This is a genomic window from Candidatus Hodarchaeum mangrovi, from assembly GCF_975850365.1.
The window spans coordinates 1-24,589 of the sequence record NZ_CDLCQJ010000032.1 but is presented as its reverse complement, the minus strand read 5'-3'; the positions used below and the strand labels follow the sequence as shown (position 1 = coordinate 24,589).

The 24,589-nt window shown below is 32.9% G+C and carries 22 protein-coding genes; 10 read left to right on the top strand and 12 right to left on the bottom strand.

Annotated elements, in window-relative coordinates:
* The first annotated feature begins 52 nt into the window (after positions 1-52).
* Entirely contained in the window at positions 53-883 is an 831-nt protein-coding gene (locus tag ACWVCY_RS04015) for a transglutaminase-like domain-containing protein (RefSeq protein WP_455140459.1), read from the top strand.
* 69 nt (positions 884-952) lie between these two features.
* Here ACWVCY_RS04015 and ACWVCY_RS04010 read toward each other — a convergent pair whose 3' ends face one another.
* Both ACWVCY_RS04010 and hydA read right to left on the bottom strand, forming a co-directional pair.
* On the bottom strand, positions 953-1,357 hold the full coding sequence (locus tag ACWVCY_RS04010; RefSeq protein ID WP_455140457.1) for a ribonuclease HI family protein: 405 nt from the start codon (positions 1,355-1,357) through the stop codon (positions 953-955).
* A 10-nt stretch (positions 1,358-1,367) separates the two neighbouring features.
* A complete protein-coding gene (gene hydA, locus ACWVCY_RS04005) occupies positions 1,368-2,741 on the bottom strand; it encodes a dihydropyrimidinase (RefSeq protein WP_455140455.1) in 1,374 nt (457 codons plus the stop codon).
* A gap of 160 nt (positions 2,742-2,901) precedes the next feature.
* Between hydA and ACWVCY_RS04000 the strand changes: the two genes are divergently transcribed.
* Both ACWVCY_RS04000 and ACWVCY_RS03995 read left to right on the top strand, forming a co-directional pair.
* Positions 2,902-4,383 carry an amidohydrolase family protein gene (locus tag ACWVCY_RS04000; RefSeq protein ID WP_455140453.1) on the top strand — a complete coding sequence of 494 codons (1,482 nt, stop codon included), beginning with the start codon at positions 2,902-2,904 and terminating at the stop codon, positions 4,381-4,383.
* A 135-nt stretch (positions 4,384-4,518) separates the two neighbouring features.
* Positions 4,519-5,361 carry a zinc metalloprotease HtpX gene (locus ACWVCY_RS03995; protein WP_455140451.1) on the top strand — a complete coding sequence of 281 codons (843 nt, stop codon included), beginning with the start codon at positions 4,519-4,521 and terminating at the stop codon, positions 5,359-5,361.
* A gap of 82 nt (positions 5,362-5,443) precedes the next feature.
* Here the strand turns inward: ACWVCY_RS03995 and ACWVCY_RS03990 are convergent, their stop codons facing one another.
* Complete coding sequence (locus ACWVCY_RS03990; RefSeq protein WP_455140450.1) at positions 5,444-7,294, bottom strand: OPT/YSL family transporter; 1,851 nt, start codon at positions 7,292-7,294, stop codon at positions 5,444-5,446.
* A gap of 260 nt (positions 7,295-7,554) precedes the next feature.
* On the opposite strand from ACWVCY_RS03990, the gene ACWVCY_RS03985 reads away from it, so the two are divergent.
* Complete coding sequence (locus tag ACWVCY_RS03985; RefSeq protein ID WP_455140449.1) at positions 7,555-8,772, top strand: hypothetical protein; 1,218 nt, start codon at positions 7,555-7,557, stop codon at positions 8,770-8,772.
* Between the two features lie 64 nt (positions 8,773-8,836).
* Positions 8,837-10,009 (top strand): DNA glycosylase AlkZ-like family protein, encoded by a 1,173-nt coding sequence (locus tag ACWVCY_RS03980; protein ID WP_455140447.1) that lies wholly within the window; start codon positions 8,837-8,839, stop codon positions 10,007-10,009.
* Positions 10,010-10,071: 62 nt separating this feature from the next.
* Here the strand turns inward: ACWVCY_RS03980 and ACWVCY_RS03975 are convergent, their stop codons facing one another.
* Together ACWVCY_RS03975 and ACWVCY_RS03970 are read right to left on the bottom strand one after the other, a co-directional pair.
* Entirely contained in the window at positions 10,072-11,244 is a 1,173-nt protein-coding gene (locus ACWVCY_RS03975) for a saccharopine dehydrogenase family protein (RefSeq protein WP_455140446.1), read from the bottom strand.
* A 91-nt stretch (positions 11,245-11,335) separates the two neighbouring features.
* Positions 11,336-11,773, bottom strand: a complete 438-nt coding sequence (locus ACWVCY_RS03970; protein WP_455140444.1) for a hypothetical protein — start codon at positions 11,771-11,773, stop codon at positions 11,336-11,338.
* A gap of 421 nt (positions 11,774-12,194) precedes the next feature.
* Here ACWVCY_RS03970 and ACWVCY_RS03965 point away from each other — a divergent pair, with 421 nt between their 5' ends.
* The 3 genes from ACWVCY_RS03965 (at position 12,195) to ACWVCY_RS03955 (ending at position 14,555) form a co-directional block, all read left to right on the top strand.
* The gene (locus tag ACWVCY_RS03965) at positions 12,195-12,530 is read left to right on the top strand and encodes a hypothetical protein (protein WP_455140442.1); all 336 of its coding nucleotides are present in this window, start codon (positions 12,195-12,197) and stop codon (positions 12,528-12,530) included.
* An 835-nt stretch (positions 12,531-13,365) separates the two neighbouring features.
* Positions 13,366-13,893, top strand: a complete 528-nt coding sequence (locus ACWVCY_RS03960; RefSeq protein WP_455140440.1) for a hypothetical protein — start codon at positions 13,366-13,368, stop codon at positions 13,891-13,893.
* A 5-nt stretch (positions 13,894-13,898) separates the two neighbouring features.
* Complete coding sequence (locus ACWVCY_RS03955) at positions 13,899-14,555, top strand: hypothetical protein (protein ID WP_455140439.1); 657 nt, start codon at positions 13,899-13,901, stop codon at positions 14,553-14,555.
* Positions 14,556-14,581: 26 nt separating this feature from the next.
* On the opposite strand, the gene ACWVCY_RS03950 is transcribed toward ACWVCY_RS03955, so the two are convergent.
* Together ACWVCY_RS03950 and ACWVCY_RS03945 are read right to left on the bottom strand one after the other, a co-directional pair.
* Positions 14,582-14,704: a hypothetical protein gene (locus ACWVCY_RS03950; RefSeq protein ID WP_455140437.1), complete on the bottom strand. Its 123-nt coding sequence runs from the start codon at positions 14,702-14,704 to the stop codon at positions 14,582-14,584.
* Positions 14,705-14,808: 104 nt separating this feature from the next.
* Positions 14,809-16,992 carry a DUF3160 domain-containing protein gene (locus ACWVCY_RS03945; protein WP_455140436.1) on the bottom strand — a complete coding sequence of 728 codons (2,184 nt, stop codon included), beginning with the start codon at positions 16,990-16,992 and terminating at the stop codon, positions 14,809-14,811.
* A 227-nt stretch (positions 16,993-17,219) separates the two neighbouring features.
* Between ACWVCY_RS03945 and ACWVCY_RS03940 the strand changes: the two genes are divergently transcribed.
* Entirely contained in the window at positions 17,220-17,453 is a 234-nt protein-coding gene (locus ACWVCY_RS03940; protein WP_455140435.1) for a hypothetical protein, read from the top strand.
* 164 nt (positions 17,454-17,617) lie between these two features.
* Here ACWVCY_RS03940 and ACWVCY_RS03935 read toward each other — a convergent pair whose 3' ends face one another.
* The 5 genes from ACWVCY_RS03935 to ACWVCY_RS03915 form a co-directional block, all read right to left on the bottom strand.
* On the bottom strand, positions 17,618-19,501 hold the full coding sequence (locus tag ACWVCY_RS03935) for a M1 family metallopeptidase (protein ID WP_455140433.1): 1,884 nt from the start codon (positions 19,499-19,501) through the stop codon (positions 17,618-17,620).
* Between the two features lie 544 nt (positions 19,502-20,045).
* Positions 20,046-20,564: a Fe-S-containing protein gene (locus ACWVCY_RS03930; RefSeq protein WP_455140432.1), complete on the bottom strand. Its 519-nt coding sequence runs from the start codon at positions 20,562-20,564 to the stop codon at positions 20,046-20,048.
* 4 nt (positions 20,565-20,568) lie between these two features.
* A complete protein-coding gene (locus tag ACWVCY_RS03925) occupies positions 20,569-21,240 on the bottom strand; it encodes an ABC transporter ATP-binding protein (RefSeq protein WP_455140495.1) in 672 nt (223 codons plus the stop codon).
* Positions 21,241-21,245: 5 nt separating this feature from the next.
* Complete coding sequence (locus ACWVCY_RS03920; RefSeq protein ID WP_455140430.1) at positions 21,246-22,478, bottom strand: ABC transporter permease; 1,233 nt, start codon at positions 22,476-22,478, stop codon at positions 21,246-21,248.
* A gap of 353 nt (positions 22,479-22,831) precedes the next feature.
* Positions 22,832-23,704, bottom strand: coding sequence for a radical SAM protein (locus ACWVCY_RS03915; RefSeq protein WP_455140493.1), 873 nt, complete (start codon positions 23,702-23,704; stop codon positions 22,832-22,834).
* Between the two features lie 169 nt (positions 23,705-23,873).
* Here ACWVCY_RS03915 and ACWVCY_RS03910 point away from each other — a divergent pair, with 169 nt between their 5' ends.
* Positions 23,874-24,518, top strand: coding sequence for a hypothetical protein (locus ACWVCY_RS03910; protein WP_455140428.1), 645 nt, complete (start codon positions 23,874-23,876; stop codon positions 24,516-24,518).
* Positions 24,519-24,589: the final 71 nt, after the last annotated feature.

The following is a 24,589-nucleotide window of genomic DNA, read 5'->3' as shown; positions in this document are numbered from 1 at the left end:
CAATAATTAATTTTATCTAATTAATGAATTTTAGTAAGGAAATAGTAAAAAAATGGGATGGCAGATTGAACACCAAGAAAGATTATTATATCGTGCCAAAAGTGGTTCTCCAGTTTTAATTATCAAATTTTTCAACTACCCAGACTATCTCCAACAAATAAAGATTATTCAACAACCAAATTATACTAAACTGAAGAAAAAAGGGTTAAATTCTTATTTTCTTTTCCATCGTAAGGTTCGAACTAGTGGTTTAATTTCTTTTGATCGAATTATTCAAGTTTTACCACATAAAAGAGATGTGTCGCTTCAAGATGACTGGGGGAAAATTTCTAATATTTCTAAAAAATTTATGAAAAAATATCAAACAAGTACAGAATTTTGGCCCCAATTTTCGTCATTATTTCAAGATCCATCATTAATAAAATGGTTTGAAGAGGACTATTTGAAAGATTGGATAATGGCTTCTATTCCATATATTAGGTCAAAAATTAAGAATCCTGAAAAACTAGAAGAACGTGTTGGGGTCTTCCGTGCTTTAAATGAAGGAATTGGAGATTGTGATGAATTTACAGATCTTTTTTTAACATTAGCACGAAGAAGAGGAATCCCATCTAGAAGATTAACAGGTTATCATGTTCAGAACACCCCTCCTACCCCTATTCCTCATGCATGGGCTGAAATCTACTCTCCTATCATTGGTTGGATAACAATTGATCTAGCATTATTAAATATTGGAAAGCATACAGATAACTATGTTATCTTAAAGATTGAGGAGTTTCATTCCAATCTTGCGGATTATTCTGTTAGTTTTACTAATAAAACACAGGTTAATTTTGAGTGGATTAGGAAAACTCCAGATTTTATTAAAGTAAATTCTGATTAATTACCTAATTTTAGCTAATTATCTTAATTCATTCTTCCTAGATCAAAAAATTCGTAAAATGTGTGAATCTCATTCATTTTCATCTATACACCGATTACATAGAATATCAGCATTTTTAATCCAAATATTATCACGAGAAATGTGTGAAAAGGTTACTGATGCGAATTCTTCTTTTAAGTTCATGATTTTTCTCTTTAATAGCTTTAGATGAGGTTGTCTAACGCGATAATCGCCATTTAATTGTTTTATTACCAATTCACTATCAGAATATAAAATAAGATCCTTTTCGGAAAATTCTAATGCCTTAATAAGAGCTAGAATTATAGCTTGGTACTCCGCTTGATTATTAGTTTGTTTTCCAAGGTATTTGCATTGTTCAAAAAATTTTTTTCCATCTTTGACCAAGATAAAGGCAGCAGCTGCGATTCCTGGGTTACCTCTTGAAGCACCATCAGTATAGATTAATAGAGTCAAAATCACATCCTCATTTTCCAACAAGATTCCGTTTTTGAAATTGACCATAGTTCGAAGGTCCAATGAATTCTCCATTTTCAACCAAAATTTTCCCCCTAAGAATAGTCACGATTGGCCATCCCACTACTTTAATGCCCTCAAATGGATTCCAATCAATATTATAATGAAGAATCTCTGGAGAAATCAGTCTCTTCAGCGTTGGGTCAAAAATAATAAGATCAGCATCTGCACCAATCTCCAAACTGCCTTTTTTAGGGTAGAGACCAAACAATTTAGCAGGTTGAGTTGACATTAGGTTCACAAGTTGAGAATAGGATAAATTCAGTTTGTTTATTAATAAATCATGCATAAGGGGAAGAGAAGTCTCTATCCCTGGGATACCATTTACTATTTTCTCAAAAGGAAGATTTCCACTTCCCTTGCTTTCTCGGGAAAATTCACAATGATCTGTGACAATTTGATCGATAATTTTATCTTTTATGTGGTCAAGTAATCCTTGTTGATCCTTTGTATGTCGTAGAGGAGGAGACATAATATTCAAATAACCTTTTGGACCGTTATAGGCTCCTTCATTTAAGAGAAGGTAATGGGGGCATGTTTCGCCAGTGACTTTTAATCCCTGAAGTTTTGCATTTGCTAATAACTCTCCTCCTTCCTTAGTCGTAATATGAGCAATATGAAGTTTAATTCCGGTTTTTTTAGCAAAGAGGATGACCCGTTGGATAGCCTCTTCTTCTACAATATGCGGCCGTGAATAAGCATGATATATTGGGTCAGTCTTACCTCTCTTAACTAAAGATTGACGTCCCTTAAGTACCAAAATATCATTTTCACAATGCCCCATTAACAAACAACGATTCTTTTGCATTTCCTGAAAAAGTTTTATTAAGTCGAAATCATCTAAGGACAAATTCCTCCAACTGTAGCTAGTAAAAAATTTAAAACTTGTAACTCCTTCCTTTATTAAAAGAGGGATTTCGTCAAGAAAATCAGTGTCGGTTAAAGATACATGTAGACTATAATCAATAGCTACCTGTTTATCTGCATTCTTTTTTCTGTCCAAAAACCCTTTGTAAGGAGATTCACCTCGTGTTTGATCCGCAAAATCAATTATAGTTGTTACTCCTCCAAATGCTGCAGCTTGAGTTCCAGAGGCAAAAGTATCAGAGGAAATAATTTTTCCCAGATCTTGTAGTTGAAAATGAACATGTGAATCAATTACTCCTGGAAAAATTAATAAATCTTTAGCATTGATCACTTTATCAGCTTGAATCTGTTTTGATCCTTCAAATATTGAATGGATCTTCCCCTGGTCAATACATATGTTAGCTTGATAGCTTCTTGTACTATCAACGAGTGTTCCTTCTTTAATTAATAAATCCAAATATAAAACACCTTAAGATTTGTTAGTATCTAGCTAGCAAAAAAATTATTGATCTTACATCTTTATACGTATTACGGAGCTCGCTTGAAAGGAAGAATAAAATCTATATTGAAACCTTTTGAATGAATATAAGGAGTTTAGTCATTAGGTAGGTATGGTCATGAAATATAAAATTCTAAGGTCTCGGTTTATATTACCAATATCCGATCAACTAGGACGAAATGCACGGATCAGTGATGGTTATATTTTGATAGAAGGAGATAAAATTAAAGAAGTGGGGAAATATGACCAAGAAATTATGAAATCATTTGTGAAGAAATATGGTTCAGAAATAGAGATCATTGGGGAGAAAGAGACGTATTTATCTCCAACCAATGAGCTAAAACAAATATATGGCGTCGCTCTTCCAGGATTTGTCAAAGCACATGGACATGATCATGAATCAGCTATCATTGGTATAGCAAAGGATGAGCCCTTGACAACATGGTTAGATGAGGCTGTTAATCTCTATACTGGGTTCTTACATTCAGAAGAAGTAAAATTAACAAAGCTACTTGGTGTTTCTCCATATGAATTATCCTATTTAAAAGCGAGAATCGATGATATTCAGCATGGTATCACAACTGCTCTTGTACACCACTGTAATTTTAATAAATACCATGTAGACGAATTAGTTAGAGCTAATAAAAAGGCTGGAACAAAAATCATGATTGCAGTAGGAGCACAAGATAGACATTATGACCCTCGAATTTTAGACAAACCTGCTTCTATTGCAGTAGAACGAATGGAGACCTATTATCAAAAATATCGTAATGAAAGGAATGTCCAAATCATTCCTGGTCCAGATCAATTCTTCTCTAATGGGCCAGAACTTCTTAAAGCCTTAAAAAAATGGTCAGTTGAACATAAAACCCTTATTCACATTCATTCCAGTGAGGAATTTGCCACAACAGAGTGGTTCAAAGGTGAATATGGTATGACTCCTATTGAATATGGAGAGTCGATTGGATTTTTGGATCAAAACACATTTGTAGGTCATCAAGTCCATTGTACTGAACACGACTTGGAAATACTAGCAAAAACAGGGACTAAAGTTGTTCATAATCCTTTGGCGAATACTATTTTAGGTTCTGGTATGCCACCATTACAAAAGTTTAAGGAAAGAGGAATAGAATTCGCAATATCTACAGATGGATCTGGTAGTGCAGATAATCAAAATATCATTAATGCAGCAAGAGTTGCTGCGCAATATCAAAAAGCATTTCATCATAATGCTAAATTAATGACTGCTCAAGATGTTTTAGAGAGAATCACAATAATTCCATCTCAGTTTCTAAGGTTTAATACAGGATCACTAGAACAAGGAAAATTAGCAGATATAGCTATAATCGATTTAACTGTACCTAATTTAACCCCTACGAGGGAGGATAATCTTGTGGAAAATATAATATGGGCCTCAAATGGGAATGAGGTTCAATACGTCATTTCAAATGGTGAAATTCTTATTTATAATTATAAATTCATTCATATTGATATATCTGATGTCTTACAAAAGATTCAAATGCTCTCTGAGCTTTTTTACGAATATAAAAGTAATACATTAGCCCAAAAAGCTACAGGAATTAGAACTAAGCAAGGTTAATGTGTAAAAATCTTCTAGCAGAAGTATGCAAGTTTTATCAATCTCTTTTCTGCTAACCTAGTCATAATAAAGTGGCTTACAGATATGTAGTGTGAAAGAAATTCAAGTTTATTTACCCAAAATTGAGGTGTTTTCATGGATATTGGTAATTTATTTAAAACAGGATTATTATTCACAATTTTAATCGGGATATTATACGTTATCTCGATAATTTTCAATGTTCATCCTCTAGTATTTCTTATATTCTCTGGAGTTTTTGTATTTCTATCATATTGGTTTTCTGACTCTCTCGTTCTAGCTATGACTGGAGCTCAAATCATTAATGAAAATCAAGCTCCCCAGTTATATGTAAGAGTAGAACGTATAGCTCATGCAGCCAATGTTCCAATGCCTCGAGTGGCACTTGTACAAAATCCTACACCAAATGCATTTGCTACAGGAAGATCTCCTAAGAAAGCAGTTATTGCAGTGCATACTGGTCTTCTAAATATTATGTCCTCAGAAGAACTGGATGGAGTCATTGCACATGAATTGAGCCATGTCAAACATTGGGATACTCTTATTCAAACCACAGCAGCTATGTTTGCTTCAGCAATCATGTTTATCTCACGAATGGCAATCTGGTTCAGTTATTCAGATCGTGATAACATCAATCCTTTAGCTTTACTTGTCACTTGGATTGTTGCTCCTATTGCTGCAATTTTAATTCAATTAGCAATTTCACGAAATCGAGAGTATGCTGCTGATAAGGAAGCAGCAAAAATTACTAGAAATCCAATAGGATTGGCAAATGCTCTTGGAAAACTTGGATCTTACTCTCGAGCTTATTATAATCAAAGAAGTCCTGCACCAAATCCAAGTTTAAGCCATTTGTATATCACAAATCCTCTTTCTGCGAAGAGTTTTGCAGGATTATTTTCCACTCATCCACCTATCGAAGAGAGAATATTAAGATTAAGGCAATTGGCTAACCGATAATAGCATAAATTTGTATAAATGAAATTGTGGGGAGAGAAATTCCTTTTTTATTGAGTTTTGATTTAAATTCTATGAGGAAAAATTAAGCAAGAAGATTTAATAGGATTAAGATAGGAACAGTTAAGGTTGCTCCAACAGAAAGTGCAGTTGCAGCAATTGCTCCTCTTGATTTCATCCATTCTTTTCCTCTATGTCGTTCAAGAAGTAGTGCTGTTATTCCTCCTAAAGATAAGCATAAAGCCATATGAGGAGGAAAAAACATACCAATTGCTAGGCTAATACCAATTCCTGGAAAAAATAAAGCTGAAATTGCACCGATAAGAACTTCAGCTATATTAACAAATAGTTCGATTGAACCTGCAGCAAATGGACCAATCATTGAGATGTAAATTGGAAACGCTGGAGCAGGTAAGGCAGCTGTTCCAATTCCTAATGCGCTCCAAAGAAAAAGTGCAAAAAAGGGAGTAGAAAGAGCTGCTACTAAATAACCTGCAAAGTATGCTATTAAAACATGCTTTTGAGACAGTTTCATTTTTTGGCCAAATTTTAAGGCAGAAACCACCCCAATAGTTTCCCCAACTTCTGCTTTAGGAGTTGCGATGTATGGAAGAAATCCACGTGCTCCAGTTAAAAAAATGGGGATATTATCAAAAATAAAGGGTGGAACAACTGCTGTTGAGCTTTTAGCTACAGTTGAAACAGTTAAAATGCCTTGAATAAATGATCCCAGTAAAAGAATCCAGAAAAGTAAAAGAAGAATGATTAAGAGATCTGTTCCTGGTAAAATATCCAACAGAATGACAAAACCAGTAGAAAGTAAAAGTGCTAGGAGATAAATAGATGAGATTATGATGTCTCGTTTTCTTATTAAGAAAAAGTTCTTTTTTTTCTGGATTTCAATTGTTGGCTCAGGTTGTGTTGATACCATTGAATTATTTTCATACTTTTCTGATTGAATGGTAGTACCTACTTTTTTATTGTTCTTTTTTATGATTTTTTTAATTAAGTTCCATACAATGGGGGATAATAAAGCTGCAGAGAGTATAAATCCAATTAGGAAAGATAAAAATGTGTTTTGAAGTAAATATGAGTATAAACCAAAAAAATCAGGTTGATATTGTCCCAGAGCTACTTTATTCTGAAAATCTGGAAAATCTAATACAAGAGGACTAATTAAGGTATATAGAATAACGGATGATATTCCTATGGGAATAGTTATTTTTGGTTGATTGATAATAAGCCCTACAGCGAACATGGTTACTCCAATAGTACCTAAATATAATCCAAAAATCATTCCAGTGTTAGAATTAGAAACATCAAGTGAAGGTAAGAAAATTAGTGTGATTACTGCAATAAGAAATCCAATGAAAAGGAAACGAATGAAAAGTTGAACTTTTGATCTTTCATTGGTAACAAGGACTTCAACAGATTTAATTGCTTGGATTGTACCTGGAAAAGGATATTCTTTGTCTCGATGAATAAAGCGTGGAGCTAAATAAATCCCTAAAATTAAACCTGTAATTCCTGGAATAAACATCAAAAAATAATGAGTTAATAATGGTACTATCCATTCTAAACTAAAAATTACTCGATCAGTTAAAATTAGATCGCTTGGTAGCAGCCAAGTTGGCGCAGAAAAACCTAAACCGAATGAGGCAGCATTTTGATAGAGCCATATGATGAATAAAAGGCCAATACTGGCTTCCGCGGCACTAGTAGCCCCATAAGCGATGGAGACTAAAGCTAAATTTTCAGCAGTAGCTTTGCGACGGAAAAAAGTACGTGTAAGAAGTAAAACTACAAAACTCGAGATACCAATAGAAATTAATCCTAAAATGATATTTAAATATAATGCAAGCCAATTCACGGCTATACCAATGATAACTCCAAAAATCACTGCAGGTTTTGAAATTGATGTTTCTATTTCATTCATGTCAATTATTCAGCTCCATTTCTTATTTGTGAGATAGCAATCTGGAAGGTTTTTAGAAAATTTTGATTTTGGTAAAGAAGAAGATCTAACTCTAGATCACTTAGATTTAGATAGTTATCTTCTATTCTTCTTAGCTTCTCCTTTTCGGTATGTTATTCCAATATTTGAATAAAATTCCAAAAAATAACCTCAGTGAATTGAGCGGATGAATTAAAAATAGCATGTTGAAAATATTTTTTTAAACACAGGAAGTATATTATTTGGGAATTTTTATTGTGCCTTTTTTCTCTCCGCTCTCTTCTAAAGAAATGCAAAAAATTGTCCTTAAACAGTTTGAAATTAAAAATATTCAAATTAAACATCCTTTAGATTATTTAAATCAGCAATTGGAACTACAGGGTCATTTATTGTACTTATTTGTAGGAACGGGTGGAACCGAGAAGGATATTGTGTCTTTTGTAAATCAACTTAATCTAATTTCACCAATCTCTCTGTTGAGTTATGACTTGAATAATTCTCTTCCTGCTGCAATGGAGGTTCGTGAGTATCTTCAAGATCAGGGAAGAAAAGTTAGAATAGCGCATGGTCTTAGTAATTTTCTTGAAAATATTAAATATTTCGATATTGTTTTAGATAAAATTAAGAATTCAAGAATGGGTTTAATAGGAAAGTCATCTGAATGGCTAATTGCTTCACAAGTCGATGAAGAAAAGATAAAAAAATATTGGGGGATAGAAATCATTCACATTCCTATTGAGGAATTAATTGATGGGATTAATGTTAATCAAGGAGAATTAAGTAAAAATGGGAAGAATTTTCTTGATCAAGCTTCAGAGTGTGAAGTGGGAGAAGAAGAGGTAAGGAAAGCGGAATTAGCATTAAAAACTATAGAGACTATAGTTAAGAAATATCAGCTAGACATTGTCTCTGTTGAATGCTTCACTCTTGTTGTTAAAACAGAGATTACATCTTGCTTTGCTCTTTCCTATCTAAATGATCAAGGATTAATTGCAGGATGTGAAGGTGATATCCCAACGACCTTTACAATGTTTTTGGTAAATAAAATAATCCAAAAACCTGTTTTTATGAGTAATGTTGTAGATGTGGATATAAAAACAAACCACGTAAATCTTGCTCATTGTACAGTCCCTAGAACAATGATAGAAAATTATAACATTAAAACACATTTTGAAACAGATAAAAGCGTTGCCATTCAAGGATTCTTCTCTCCTCAACAGGAGGTAACGGTTGTAAAAATTGGAGGTTCTGACTTATCCAAGTGGTGGGTCTCAGAAGGACGAGTTGTTAGGAATGTGACAAATGAGTCAGCATGTCGAACTCAAATTGAGATTGAGCTAGAGGATCCTGTTGATTATTTTTTTGAAAGATCAATTGCTAATCATCATTGTGTTGTTCTTGGACATCATGCAGAAGAATTACAAGATTTTCTCAAGTTTACTATTGGGAAGGAAAGATAGAATATAGAAATAGTGGTCATATTGGGGAGAATCCGAATGGTTAAACATTAAGAAGGATTAATCGATGGAAAAAGGGATAAATTTCAAGAAGTTCAGATACAATAAACTTTACAAGCAGTACTTGGTCACCCAATCTGCTCCAAATATTTTTGATGTAATTTATAACCTTTTAGGACTTCATTCAACAGATTATTGGACACCATATCTTTCATTATTTAGTCGAATCGGTGATTATGATCCAAAAACAATCTTTGAAGCCATTAATACAGGTAAAGGTCTTGCTAGAATAAATGCATTTCGTTCGACTAATTTTGTGGTTCATTCAGATAACCTTGCACTGATATTAAAAGCATTAGAAGGCAATTATATTCGAAGAACTCAGAATGACTCATATATCAAAACTCTTGGACCTGAGAAAATAGAAGAGGGTGTTGAACAGCTGTGTTCTTTACTAGAGACTGAAGGTCCTTTAAAGACAACTGAAATAAATAAACACCTCCCCTCTTTGAAATCCATTTTTAGACCAGTATTATTCCTAGCAATGGCTCGAGGTCTAGTAATAAGGGCATCAGCGAGTCATGCGCGAAGTAATTTAACTTCATATGCTTTATTCAAGCAATGGATGCCTTTGGTTGATCTTAAAAAATATTCAGAAACAGAAGCTATCCAAAACCTAACAAAAAAATATATTAGCATCTTTGGTCCAGTAACAGTTGAAGATATAGCATGGTGTTTTAATTTTACTAAAACACTTATACGAGAGACTATTGAAAATATTTCATCTGATCTTGAAGTCTTCAATATTGGAGAAGAACAATCTATTATGACCAAACAAGATTATAACCGAATTTTTGAATTGGATGAAGATTATAACCCTGAAATTTTCTTACTTCCATATGAAGACCATTTTCCTAAAGCCTATATCAGTCGTTCATGGTATCTTAGTGAAGAAATGAAAATACGGTTATTTCCACGAAACAGACGGTTTTACTGGCCCTCAGATCCAGTTCCAGAGGATCCAAAGGTCAAAGGAATGAATGTTTCTGGCGAACTTCGACCATCAATCTGGTTAGGTCATGAGATAATTGGACGCTGGGAACTTGAAGGAACTAAAAATAATTATGACATTGTTTGGAGTCTTTATCGTGAGTTAAAAAAAGATCAATTAATGGAATTAAAAGGCAAAATTCAAGACTTAGAAATTTTTATTAATGAGAGGCTTCTTCCTATTTCATGATTCAGAAGATGAGGAAAATTCCTTACTTCTGAAGGAAAGGGGAAAGGAATGAATTAAGGATACTAAATGGATTCCTCACGAAAAATGAATTTGATGTTACGTTTAGCTAATTCATCTAAAAATAATTCATAAGGAACTGATTGTTCTGCATAAAGGACTCCAAATGGGCTTATTACTCCTTTAACAATAAATTGACCTATAATACTTGTGGGAAAAGATGTTGTCCGCGCCATTGCAGAATAACCTGTTTTTTTATCCATATAATCTATTAATTCATAGATATGTACTTTCTTATTTCCTTGAAAGCTTCCTGAGACTGCAATTCGTGCAAGAACAACATCAGGTTCATTACGAGGAAGATTTTTTTCTAAAAAATATTCAATAACTTCTCTTGGGGTGAAAATTGGATTGAAAGTTAGAGGTTCAGATGAAAGGAGACCAAATTCTTTTAAAAATTGGAAATATTGGCAATGTCCAGGATACCGAATTGTTTTATAAGTCAAATGATCAATTTTTCTAGCGTAAAGTTCTGGAAGAGAAGAGGATCCCCCTGCTGTTTGAAATGCCTCTAACTTCCCCCAGGGATCAGGAAAAGTCAATATCTCAATTTCAGTAAGAGAGGGAATGGTTTTAATTTTTCGATCTCGAATAATAACTGCATCTTCAAGATATTCATTTGTTAAACCTCTAATAGAAAAAACTTGCTGGTAATTAAGTGAAGTCTTAGGATTCTGAGGGAGACCACCTACTCTAAGATGACAATCCGACAATAAGTCAAATTTAGTCATAGCATAAGCTGCAATGATATTAATCATACCTGGGGCAAGACCAAGATCAGGAATTATTGTTATCTCGTGATCTTTTGCTGATTGATCTAATGTACGTTGTTTTTTTACGATTGCTGGATTTCCACCCAAATCTACAAAATGTGCTCCTGCTGCAATACAAAGCTGTGAAAGATAGTAGTTATATCGATAATCAATCGCACCAAACACAAGAGAAATATTTTTCTCTTGAATGAATTGAATTAAAGGATGATTATTGAGAGGATCGGTTACGTTTAATTGTAGGGGGAAAGAATAAAACCTATTAGATCTAGAAAATAATGAACTTGCCTGAGATAAACGATTTTCATCAGCATCAAAAGCATATACATGCGAATTATCATCATGCAACAAATCATAGCAAATTGCCGACCCCATCATTCCTAATCCGAGTACTGCATAATTAGACATGAATTGGACCAAATTTGTAACAACTAATAAATTCATCTAAAGATTTGAGAGAAAATTCGAGATAAAAACTATTAATTTAACATGTGAAACACTAAGTGGGTTTCATCTTCCAAATACAGAAAGCTTCGAATGCAAAAAAGAAAATGCAAAGCAATATGATTAAAATTGTAAAAAGATCCTCAAAGTAAACAATTGTAGGTGATCGTGTAAGAACAATGCAGAAGTACAAAATGCAGGCTGCAATAAGGAATGACAAATAAAAAACAATCCGAGGAATCATGCGAGAACCAATTTTTAAGTATAAACTGAAAATGCCTTTATTAATGGGTTCAACAATATAATATTTATCTTGAACTTTTCTAACTAATCCAGCATCAAATAATTTATTGACATGATAAAGAACTGTTGAGGGAGAATTAAAAGCTAATTGACGATCCATTTCTCGAATTCCAGTATTTGGATGTTCTAACAAAAACCAATAGATTCTTAGTGTCTTTCCTTGTAAGAGCTCTTCAGATATTTCAACCACGAAAAAAACCCCTAATCCAAAGCTAATGATTTGAATATTTCTTATTTTCTATGTTGGTACTAAATAAAGGAAATGGAGAAGAAAAAAAGAGACTGGCTAAAAAATATTCTTCGTTCGTCTTTTTCACCTGATTTTATTGTTTTTCGTTTCGTGAGCTTGAGGAGACTGAATCGTTTTTAACTTCAGCATTTTTAATGCCTCCATGCTAGTAATAGAGATCGTTTTTTTCTTTAATTTGTGATCTACTTCTTGTTTCATATAACCTTTTAACAGGAAATTACTCTCATCCCCACTCTCTTTCATCTATTCGGGGATAAAAGTTTTGAACACCTCTCACTATAATATATAAAAGTAAATACTAGAATCTAGTTATTGGGGGTCTTACAGAAACAGAGAAAGAGATAGATGCCACCATTGAGTTTTGTCGGGGCTCCACATTAGAAATTGCGTAACATTTTCCATTCCGGATCTACGGGATGCATTTGACGGATTGACTGTTCCTATTCAACGTGGCGAAAAATTAGCAAGAAATATTACAGAAATTTTAAACAATCCTAGTATTGAATGTCAATACTTTGATACAAGTGCAAAGGATAATCGAAATGTCAAGAAACTCTATGAAACATTATGTGATAATATTTTCCGATATGCAGCAAATCAATACTTAAACAATAGAGTACAGAACAAAGGATTGAAGATCATCTATGAACACTATTACCAAGAAGAAGAAATACTTCAAATGATCTTAAGTCATTGATAGGGTTCCCCTCTCACACTATTTATTATTTTCTTTCATCGTATCCACTATCAGTAACTAATTACTGGTAATAGAAAATTATAAATATCGATAATGAATATAATTAGACGTAGAGTTACTAAAAACCAAATAATGTAAAAATACCATTTCCTTAATATAATGTTTTTAATGTGGATAAAAGCTATAAATTCACCATGAGGGGTAATGAAGTGGAAGTTAGGACGATTATCCTTTGAGAATAACCATTTAGCCCTGTGATAACAATAGCAAAAAGAAAAGGTAAAAATAAATCCTAAAGATAGAGTGAGAATAAAATTGGTGCAAGTATTAAGGATATTAATGTGATCAGGAAGTAAATATAATAGATAGAGATTACGACCTCCAATGTATATCATCATTACAAGTACTGAAATAATCCAAATAACATAAAAACTCTGCTGTTTTAATAGGTTATTCTTGAGATATAGAAGTAAGTTGGCACGAGAATTAAAGAACTGAAGATCGGGGTGAGGATCTGAAGAAAATAATAATTGTTTAGCTCGATAATAACAATATCGACAAAAAATACTAAAAATAAAACCTAGTATTATAATGCTAAAACAAATAATTGCACAAAATACCCAAAATCTTATTAATGCTGGACCACGTGGTGCTTCTATACGAAAAATTCTTAATCCACCTTTATTTTGTTAAGATACTTTAATTAATCATATTGATTCAAAATATATGTTCGAAATTAATGATATAAAATTTCTTTATAATTTTTAATGAAATAATTAAAGAGATGCATAATTTACTGGGATATTTAATTATACATTTTGAGGTTTGATCATATATGAATCATATGGTATTTAGGAAGAAGTCCTATAAGTATTTGATTGATTCTACTGGTGGGACTTTTTTAGATCCTAAATTTAGTTTCATTGCAGGTAAGAATTTTTTAATTCCATTGCTTTTTAATTCCGCTGAGGAGTTTGTTGATTATTGGTTACACCAGTGGATAGAGAAGTTGACACCTATTTTAATTGACCCTAATTGTTGTTCTTATTTCAAAAGAATGATCTGGATTGAACTTCTCGACTATTTTATAACTATTGAACACCCCCAGTTTGAAAATTTTGAAACACTTGTTCTATCATCATCTAATCGGTTGGACTTCGCAGAAATAAATGCATTCTTTCAGTTGTATAAGATCGCACCAACTTGCCTCGCATTTTGGATATCATGTCTTGAAGGGTATGATACATGGATTCTCGAATCACAAATGATGGAAAATCTCCCTTCAGTTCTATATCAACGGATTTTATTATTATTCAAAGAGATCTTTGTTGAAAAGATTTTCATAATAATTGGGAGATTATGAAGAAAATGGTTACCATTGCAATGATAGACCAAATGAAGGATCAAATTGGTTTAATTCATATCTATATGTTGAAGAGAATAGGGGTCGATGTTGATCAATCAGTTATGACTTTTCTACGGAACGGAGGAGATTTTCAGGAAATTATACCCGATTCGACGATGATTAACCCACCAGACTTTTTTCCAGATGAAATTATGACCTCTGAGCTCGTCTATCGTGCACAATCAATTAACGATAAATATGGACTAGAGTTTAAGCGGCGATTGTCTTTATTACAATTTCTCCCATCTCGGATTTCGCAATTATTTTATACCGAGAAGGTAATCCTTTCATCATCAAATATCTCCGACAGAGATCTCATTCCATGGTACCAGAGAGTCCCTTCGAAACATTATACCATCGTGTCTCTCCCACCATACCATGCGTTGGCTCTTTCCGAGCTAATCTTGATGGGTTATGAATCTGATCATCTTTTATATCCATCCCCCGAAATGAAGAGAAGTCTTAATTATAAAAATATTTTTTGGGATCATCTTAATGATCGGTTAAGGAAGTTAGGATGGACTGAAGGGCAATCGAATTTCTTTATGACATACGAACATAGGATTTATGAGAGTTACCAATTACACAATTCTCTAGCTAATCCAATCTGGCAATTATAATTATTGCCCTTGCACCTATTTATTTTCTATTTTTCTTTGGGAGTTAATTGACGATCAATCTCTCGAATACCAGTATTTGGATGTTCAAGTAAAAACCAATAGATCCGTAGTGTCTTTCCTTGTAAGAGCTCTTCGGATAGTTCAGCCACGAAAAAACCCCCTAATTCAAAGTTACCGAATTTTATATTTCTAGTTTTCTATGTAGGTATAAATAAAGAATAGGGGGAAGAAAAAATTAGAAGAGTATCAATACCTACTCTTCTTTTATAACGGTAGCAATGATATCTGAGTCTGAACTGAGAGGGAGATTATAAACAATCCAAGCTGGAAGAGCTGGAGGGTTAGTATCTAACATAATGTGCCATTCTTCATCTGTTAAACGATTAGTTAAAGGATTTTTGAATTCATAGTATGAGAAAGTTCCTCCTCGTGTTAATCGAAGATGACTATTGGAGTCAGAAACCACCACATAGATTGAAAATGCATTTCCTGTGCCTACTTCTAAGACTTCGCCAAGATTCGGATCAGTATGTACATCCGCGATGATAGCCATCCGATCGTCAGCCTCTGAAGTATAATTTGAAGTCTCGGGATCACTGTAGCTAGCGAGCATACCAATGTCTTCACCAGCTCGATTAATGAAGAAATAATCACTCTCACTTAAAGGTTGATTTTCCAATTCTTTTATACTAATTTCAACAAGGTGATCAAAAATAGCTTCTATTTGAGTTAACTTATTCTTAAAGGCATCAACCAGTAATCCTCTAGTATCCAAGCCATTATTCATCATCTGGACTAGACTGCTTAAACGTGCATAAACCTCGGGATAAGGTTCGACATACCCCTTTAATAATTCTGGGATAGAAGTGAACTGTGTATATGACTGTTTTGCATACAGGATAGTATCGTGTCGTAATTCAGCCCAAGAACCTAGAGTAGTCATGAGTGCTTTATCTGTCCATGCGTCACTTAGCATAAAACTAGGATATCCTTCAGTTGCTGGTTCAAGCAATGGAAATAGTGTATAAAGCCATAACCAATAAAGGTTCTGAGTCCAATCATAAGCTGTTAAATTACCAAATTCAGCTCGAAGTTTTAAAATTTGGTCATTATAGTCTGAATAAGTGCTATTTTCAGTTTCTAGATGTTTTTCTGCTCGTGAACTTCCAAACACGGACAAAATATCTAAACCATTTGGCATAAATCTTCCTGGAACTGCGGTATGAACTAAGTTTTGAAAGATATAGGAGTCAGGGATGAACCGTTGCCCCATTAAGCGAAATCCTTGAGTTACATTTGATATTTCAAACATCTCATTAATTAGCATTGAATTAATTTGGGGATTTCGAGAAGCCTTTAAAGTTGAGATAATATTTAATATCATTAATTCATCAGATAACTCGTCACCCATGAGGGATCCATATTGTTTCCACACCTGATAATATTCAGCAGGCGTTAAATCGTCACTTGCACCTACATAAAATACAGTTGGTTCATAAATTCGATCCCAATAATCCCACACATTATCCAGACCAATTGAAACATTAAATGAAGAAATTAATAGCATACTCATTCGTGTATGCTCAATTCCCATCTCAATCTCACCCGTTGGGCTTTGAAGTAGGAAACCCATTCGGCCAGCATACATCATGGCTTTGAAGTACTTGGCGAGGAGATCATTCCGAGTATAATGCCCACGGACTTTATATTGAGAATAATCCTCATTATAACCAAAAATGGCTGAAGTAGCGAAATTTCCTGCTTCTATATTCTGCAATTCCGCATTCACTAGAGAAGCTACTGAACTTGGAACAGGATAACTTGTGTTATCTAAAAGAAAAAGCATAACAGAAAGATAGGCAATATTGCGATCCAAGGCATCTAATACAGTTAAATCTGTTGCTGAAGATCGTTGAGAAATTTGATCATCTCGTAAAGCATTAAGCATGATCTCAAAATCAGGACTAAGATAAGTTCCTTCTAGAACGCGAAGACTAATATCATATAACACATGATATGCATGTAGACATAAATCTGTAGTAATAAATTTGGGTGTTTCTTCCTGCGAAATATATAACTTATAAATGTCATCAATTTCCTCATCTACTAAGGAGAATCCATAAGTAGCTAACTGAGTTTTAGTTGTCTGACTAATAGACAATCCCTGTAGATCTACATTGGATAAATCTGATTTTATTTGAGTATAGGGGACACTTGGCTTATAGGAGAGGTCATATGGAATATATTGACTAAAACTAGTAGAAACGGGTGCTGTTATCTTGAATTTGGCTGCTGTTCCATCAATAGTTGGAGGAGAGTTGTATTCAGGATAATTCGGATTAATAAACCTAGGATCCAATAAACTAAAAGCGACGGTAAATAGAACTATGGCTAAAAACGCCCCACTCAATGTTGCAAGCAGTATATTTTTATTCATAATATTATTACACTCCGTAAAAGTGTTTTTAGGACACTTAATATCAAGAAATTTAATTATAAAAACCTAGACTGTCGAACAGCCTGTTTCAAACTTAATACAACCTGTACCAACTTTTAAACAGGGTGTTGAAGAACTTAAACATGAGGAATTATAGCTCAGATTTATAATCAGATGACTACAGAAGGATTAAATTAAATCTTAAAATTAAATTTATGGCGAATTATATGACAATTATTGACAAAACCACAAAAAAAGCTTTAATCAGTGCTCAAAAGGATGAAATCACAAGCTATTATATTTATAAGAAGCTAGCCTCCATTGTAAAGGATACTCATAATTCTGAAATTCTTTTAAGAATTGCCAAAGCAGAAAAAGAGTATTATAAATTTCTAAAAGAGCTAACAAGGAAAGATATCTCAGCAAGTAAATATGTAATTATTCCCCAATTGATTAAGTAAGATCTTTTCAAAAGAATTTATTAAATGCTAATCAATTATTAGATTTTCTAGGTCTCTTCTCCTTGCAGTCATGTAGGATAAATTTATCCCATTGATAAATTAGAATTTGATTTGATAGAATTAATTATGGTTAACAGAAATTGAAGTCCTTAATTTTTTTAGTTTCATTTTGTCCTTTTTCTCATTAGAAAAACTACTACTAATACTAGAATAGACATTGAGAAGATAAATCCAGTGGTTCTACTAGAAGTAGTGGTAGGTTCTAAGATTAATGGATTCATCAGGAGGAGTGTTAAAGAGTACAAATAACCACTATTTGGATCTATTGAGATACTCACTGGCTTTTCAGGAAATGTTTTATGAAAAGTAATTGGTGAAGAATCATTACACCAAATCCAGATTAGAATATTTGGTTTATCAGAAAAAGAGACAAGAAAAGGGATTATTGTTGGATAAATAGAGGAACCATTTTGTTTGAGTGTAATTGAAAGACAATAATTGTTACCATCAATTGATTCACGCAAACCAAACGAGTGTATTTCAATTTCAGGTATAAAACCTTCGTTAAACCATGGAAGAAACCAGTTGATATTGGTATAATAATTGAAACAATCAATAAGATCTTGGAAAGTAGCTATTTCAAAACTATAAAGGGAGTAATAGCGTTGTAGAGCATTAAAAAAAAATTGATCGCCAATATAAGTCCGAAGAAGGTGATATACTGCCGGAGCTTTGTGATAAGCGGTCTCCCAATAATATTGGGGATCTAATCCTCGCTCAATAATCTCATTGATTGAGCGATTTATGACTAATCCTTCTGGAAAGCTTGTAGTATTACTTGTTTCGGCTGTTCTCCATAGATGTTCATCAAAAAAGCCTTTCCAGTTATATCGTTCTTCAGTGTAATACCAATGATTGTAACATACAATACCTTCATCTAAAAATCCTTCATCTAATTGATCATTTCCTACTATTGCATAAAACCATTGATGGCAGATTTCATGTGCAATTGTTGTTTCGACCCATGGATAACCTGCTTGGATATATACTAAACCCGGCCATTCCATTCCTCCATAAAATCCATATGTTGAAGCAACAGTGAGTGTAGGATAAGGGTACGGACCATATAAATTCGTAAAGAGCTCTAATGAGTATTGAGCGTAATCTAATGCACTAACGGTCCAATTTTCAGAAACAAATGGAAGATAATAGATAAATATGTCTGTTGTCCCATGAGATCCTGATTCAAATATAAAATCAGGGCTTACCGCGAAACTAAAGTCTCTTGCTTTTAATAGTTGAAACTGATATTTTTGTTGAGTATTAAGATCTATCTGTGCTGTTAGTTGACCTGAAGAGGCCACTTTATACCCAGTTGGAACGGTTAGATTGACAAAATAGTTAGCTATATCAGAATAATATGGGTCCCCTATGAAATACTGTGGCTCAAGATTCCAACCAGTAATATCATAAACTGCTAGGATTGGGTAATAAGTACAAAGCGCATAGACAAGACCTTTTTCGGGCTCATTTCCATAGGTTAGGCGATACGATTGATTATTTGTTATATAAGTTTCGAATTCTATCCAAAGTGAATAGGATTCTTGAGAAGTGACTGGTTGAGGAAGTGTGACATTCAGTAATTGGTAACCTAGATAATATGAAAGATCCTGAAGTTTATCACTGGTTTTTACTGATTTGATAATGATATAACCTGGTTCTTCCTCATATTCTGATGCATTCGGAAATAAATGGAAATATAATTTATCAAGACTAATTTCTTCTGTATTTTTAAAATCAAAGGTCATTGTTCCACTAATATAATGATATTGAGTATTTAATTCTAAATCAAGTGAATAATTTGATAAACCGTCTTGAAAGGACTTTTCTTCTCCTAATAAAGATTCTATACCTTGTCTTGTTAAATACTCATCATTGCTATCATGATTATTAATACTATTGATATGGAGATATTTAACAGTGATTAATAGAAAAAATAGACATAAGATCAGAATGATCCCAGATAGGAAAGTTCCTTCCTTTTTCATACTAATAGTCTCAATTTCTTCTTAATATCTTTCTTTCAGTCGTATAGTGATAATTAAAGACCCTTCCCTTGAATTTATAATTTTCTATCTAGGCAGAGAAATAGAAAAGTTAAAATTTTATAATAAATATTTAAGAATTCTAACTTGCTATAATAGAATTCTGGAGGTTTTTTGACCAACAGTTTCATTTTTAAAAGAAAATAGAAAGTAAAACATAAAATACATCCAAAATTTAGTCATTTTGAATGTAAATAAAAACTAATAATTATGAAACCAAAAGAGATCAAAGCGATAACAGTGTATTGGATTTGATTATAACTCAGGGGAATTATTATCTACAAAAAATTTCCTTGGAGTTTATAAAGACTCTGAAATAACAAGAAAAGAATCTCTATTTGATACACTACTTATTATCAGGGCATTAAACTGCAATATTTCTTTTCATACTATATCTTTACGTTGAAAGAATATCTTATTGAACAAAATATCTCAGATGATAACAAAAGGAGTAGAAATGTAAGCATCAAAAAACTTCCTGATTAAATTATACAAACAGATATTTTTTATCGATAATATCAGTAATCTTGATGTAAATAGCATCTGTTGAAATAGTAAGTGGAAGATAAGAGGGCCAACAGCCTCCTGTAAGATTGTCTGTGCCTATTCCAACAATGTTATATTGTTTCCCACAATTATTGCATACCATGATGGCATCCATTTGTTTATAACCTTTTTTCTCTGCATAACAGACATCACAGGCATCAAACGCGACATGAATTTTATTATCATATCCTATTACCACAAAAAACTTAATCCGTACACTATCTTTATCATAATAATAATATTTAGCCTGTTCACTTATAGAAGAGACCTTTATTTTAATATTTTCGCCTGAAATAGGAGCTTTGAGTGATGTTGCATTGTTTCCTTGCATGGAAAGGATGAAAACGGTGCTTAAAATTGTAATTATAATTATTGTAAAGAAAAACTGTTTATTGCTAAATTTTTGTCCATTTTGTTGCGAATGAGATTCTGATTGTGGTAATTTTGTTTTTTCAGTCAATTTTTTATTCTCCATATGTTTGATGATTATTCGTTACTTTTCCATCAATAATTTGTAAAATACGATTACCTAGTCTTGCGATTTCCATATTATGAGTCACAAGAAGAATAGTATGTCCTTCCTCGTGTAACTGTTTTATTAAATCTAAAACTTTACATCCATTTTTTTGATCTAAATTCCCAGTAGGTTCATCTGCCATTAAGATTTGAGGATTATTGATAAGTGCTCGAGCAATACATACCCGTTGTTGTTCACCCCCAGACAATTTTGATGGCTTATGGTTTAATCGATGATTAAGACCAACCTTTTCTAAAGCTTTAACTGCCTTATTTTCATCTACAGTGCTATGATAATACATTGCTAACATTACATTTTCTACAGCACTTAAATAAGGGACCAAATAGTGGTGTTGAAAGATTAAACCGAAATTTTCTCGTCTAAACTTAGTGAGACGTGATAGATCAAGGTTTGAGACAATAATTCCATCAATCATTATTTCGCCCTTTGTTGGTTTATCTAAACAACTAATTAAATTTAATAAAGTGGTTTTTCCCGATCCAGAAGGGCCTATGATAGATGTCCAGTCTCCCTTTTCCAAAGAAATACTTACATTACTTAATGCCTGCGTATTTCTATCATAAATCTTTGTTAAATTTTGAGTTTCAATGAATCCGATTTTCTTCAATCTCCTCTTAGAATTGTAACAGGTTCAATTTGCATTGCTCTTCTAACGGGTAGTAAAGAAGCAATTAATGATACACTACTCGAGATTCCAACAATTATTGGAAGTACTATAAGTTGAGGAGATACTAATGATTGGAAAACAATCATTCCAACAAATTGAGCACCAATTATCCCAAAAATAAAACCCAAGAAACCTCCCAGAATTCCGATAATTAACGATTCAGAGAAAAATAATATGGCAATTTTCCGATTTTCGGCACCAATGCTTTTCATTAATCCTATTTCAGTTCTTCGTTCCAATACAGAGGTAGTAAGAGTTGTACTAACTCCAAGAATTGTAGCTAATAATGCTATGATTGTAACAATCCCCATCATCATTTCAATCTTACTTAGCATATTCATTTCAGTATTTATCATCTGTAAAATCGTTTTAGCTTCAATATAGCTAATTTCAGCTTCAATTTCGGAAGCTATAGTTTCAATTGGACAACCAGTGCATAAAGCGCTTACCTGAACTGTATGAATTTTGTTTTGATGAAGACTAAGATTTTGGACTATAAATAAAGGTAAAAAAATATGATTATCTTCTGTTCCCCCTGTTGTAATTATCCCTTTTACTTCAAGCATAATTGTATTTTCTTGGTTATATGTTATTGTAAATGTATCCTCTAGTTTTAAATTCATTTTTTCAGCAACGGTTCTACCAATCATGCATTCAAAATACTCAGAACCTAGCGAATCAAGATCGTTAATCCAATCCCCTTTAATGTTCCACCACCAACTATTGATTCGCTTTACACCTGTGGTGAATGTTTCACCTCCCTTTAATGTTATGTTTTTATCAAACCATGTTCCTGTTAGCACAACTTGTTGCTCTTGTCCATTAGCACTTGCTGTTATCACTTGGTATAGAAAAGGGGAGTATCCTAGTACATTCCTAGACCAATTGATTTCTTTTATTTTATATATATCAGATTCATTGATATAACGTTGGTTTGTAATACTTGAAAGGCTGATATCTCCAATTCCGACATCTATTGTGTCTGATTTTGGAACAATTAATAAATTAGCTCCAAATTTTCGAAATTCAGCACCTATCTTCTCATTGATGTCTAGTGATACTGTTAACATAGCTGAAGGTATACTTGCTCCCATTATAACAGCTATTATTGCAATAATTACTTTACCTTTTCTTTTTAGAAAAGATTTTCTCAAAATCCTGAAAAACATACTACTTCCAACTAATTACAGTTAAATATCTGATTTGTATGGCTGAAATAATTATTTTATTAATTTATTTTTTAAAATTTTTTTTTATATTTAATTAAAAAAATGTATTTATTGACCTATCATATGAAAGGAATAGATCATGATTAATTCTTAGGTTGGTAGAAAAGAATCCTTCATGTCGAAGAAAAATATGAACTCAGTTTATGATAATTGTTGAAGGAAGAAAGAAAATATTTATTCTGTGGTTGAAAAGAAGAATTGAAAAGTAGACTAATTTCTAAGTTCAAGATCAAGAAAGAACTGATTAAATATAGGAGAAACCTGCAAAGATATACATTATTACTTGGGAATGGTTACTCATTAAATCCGTACACTTGTCTAGGAGCTAAGTATTCAGGGAATTTATCAATTAGAGCTTTTCGCATCAAGTAACAAAAGTGACAAGCATCAACATATTGTTCCTCATGCTCAAGATTATATTTTCTTGCTAATTCTGCAGGGCCCCCCTTTACGAGAGGTCCACAGATAGGATGTGCCATTGCATCATAAATTTTTACTAGTTCTGCAAGAGGAACTTCCCACATATTTCCCATACTTAGTCCTTGACAAAGATGAATATTTCCAAGAGGATCAAGATGAACTCTTGCAGGAGCTTCTAATTCTTCATAAGGACACTCTGTGAACACTTCCCAATGCTTTCGTGGTAATTCATCTGTAATTAGTTTCTCAACAGCTCTTCCCCTGAACATTGCCCCGCCTCCAATCACTGGTTCACCTTTTTCTTGGGTTTTTTCTAAGTCTAATGATGGTGCTTGGATACATATATCCCCACTAGTGATATTCAGACGCTTTAATGCAGTTAAAGCTCTAGTAGCTGGATTCACCACAGCTTCTCCATGATGAAAGACATCATTACTTATACTTACATCTGATATTCCTAGATCAAGGAGAGGTTTCAACCATAGCTCTGCATCTTCCTCAGAAGTTGCCCAGTACGAGTTCGAGACAACACCAGTCTTAAATCCCTTCTCATGAGACATTTTAATTCCTTCGAGCATCACAGGATAATAAAGGAATGGCTCCCCTCCTTCATAATAAACCATCTCAATTGTCCCAATTTTGCTCATTTCTTCATGAACAGCTCTCAACTGACTTAGGGTAAAAGTTCCCTCAAAATTTGGACTACAATACAAGAAACAATGATTACATTCAAAATTGCAGGTCATAGTTAATAAGAAATGAATACCAGTTAACATGATTGAATTTTTTTATTCACTAATAGATAAAAGTTCTGGATTGAATAAAAGGATTCAATCCTTTCAAATTTGTACAATTATTTTAGAAAATTCAAAATATTGATGTAGATTTGAAAAGTTGAATATTATTCATGGAGAAATGCTGATAGATTTTTCAGATACTTTCAAAAAGAATGCACACAAGTATAAATCAAGCACGATGGCTATTATTGAGGAACCTAGAACTTTTTTATATTATCAAAATGATTTTCCTAATCGTGAGCCTCTTATTTTGTTTGGGGGATGTCGTTTCCAAAATACTGACGATACAACAAGTGAAGTGGTCTATGACTTAAAAAAACTTTTCCAAAGCCTTCTTGATTCAATTGAACAAGCCTATACAATTCATTTTAATATTTCAGAAGTAATAAGAGGGATTTCAGGTGAATTGAATATTGAGCTTTCTAATTTACAACAAAGACATTTAGAAAATGCACAAGATTATCACGCTCATTTTGGAAAAAACCGTCTTCTTCGTTTACAGATGATGAAACAATTGGATCGATTGGGACAAAGAAACTTAGTTTGTTTTACCTCAAATAAGCACCCTCCTTTCCAGCTTTTTTTTCTACATTGGCTGGAAACTATTCTTAATGAATTCTTCATAGTTGACCTATTGAATAGCCTTGCTCTTAATATGATACTCAGATTGGGATTAAATGCTCAGGCTCATGCCCTTTTAAAAGAACTTTCCGCAGAAATATCCATTTTCATCCGAGACACTCAGTTTCGATATGTTATCTGAATGTTCATTAAATAAATAATTAATAAATTGACTATACAGTTACTCTTAAGAGTTTTAAAGAATTTTATGGT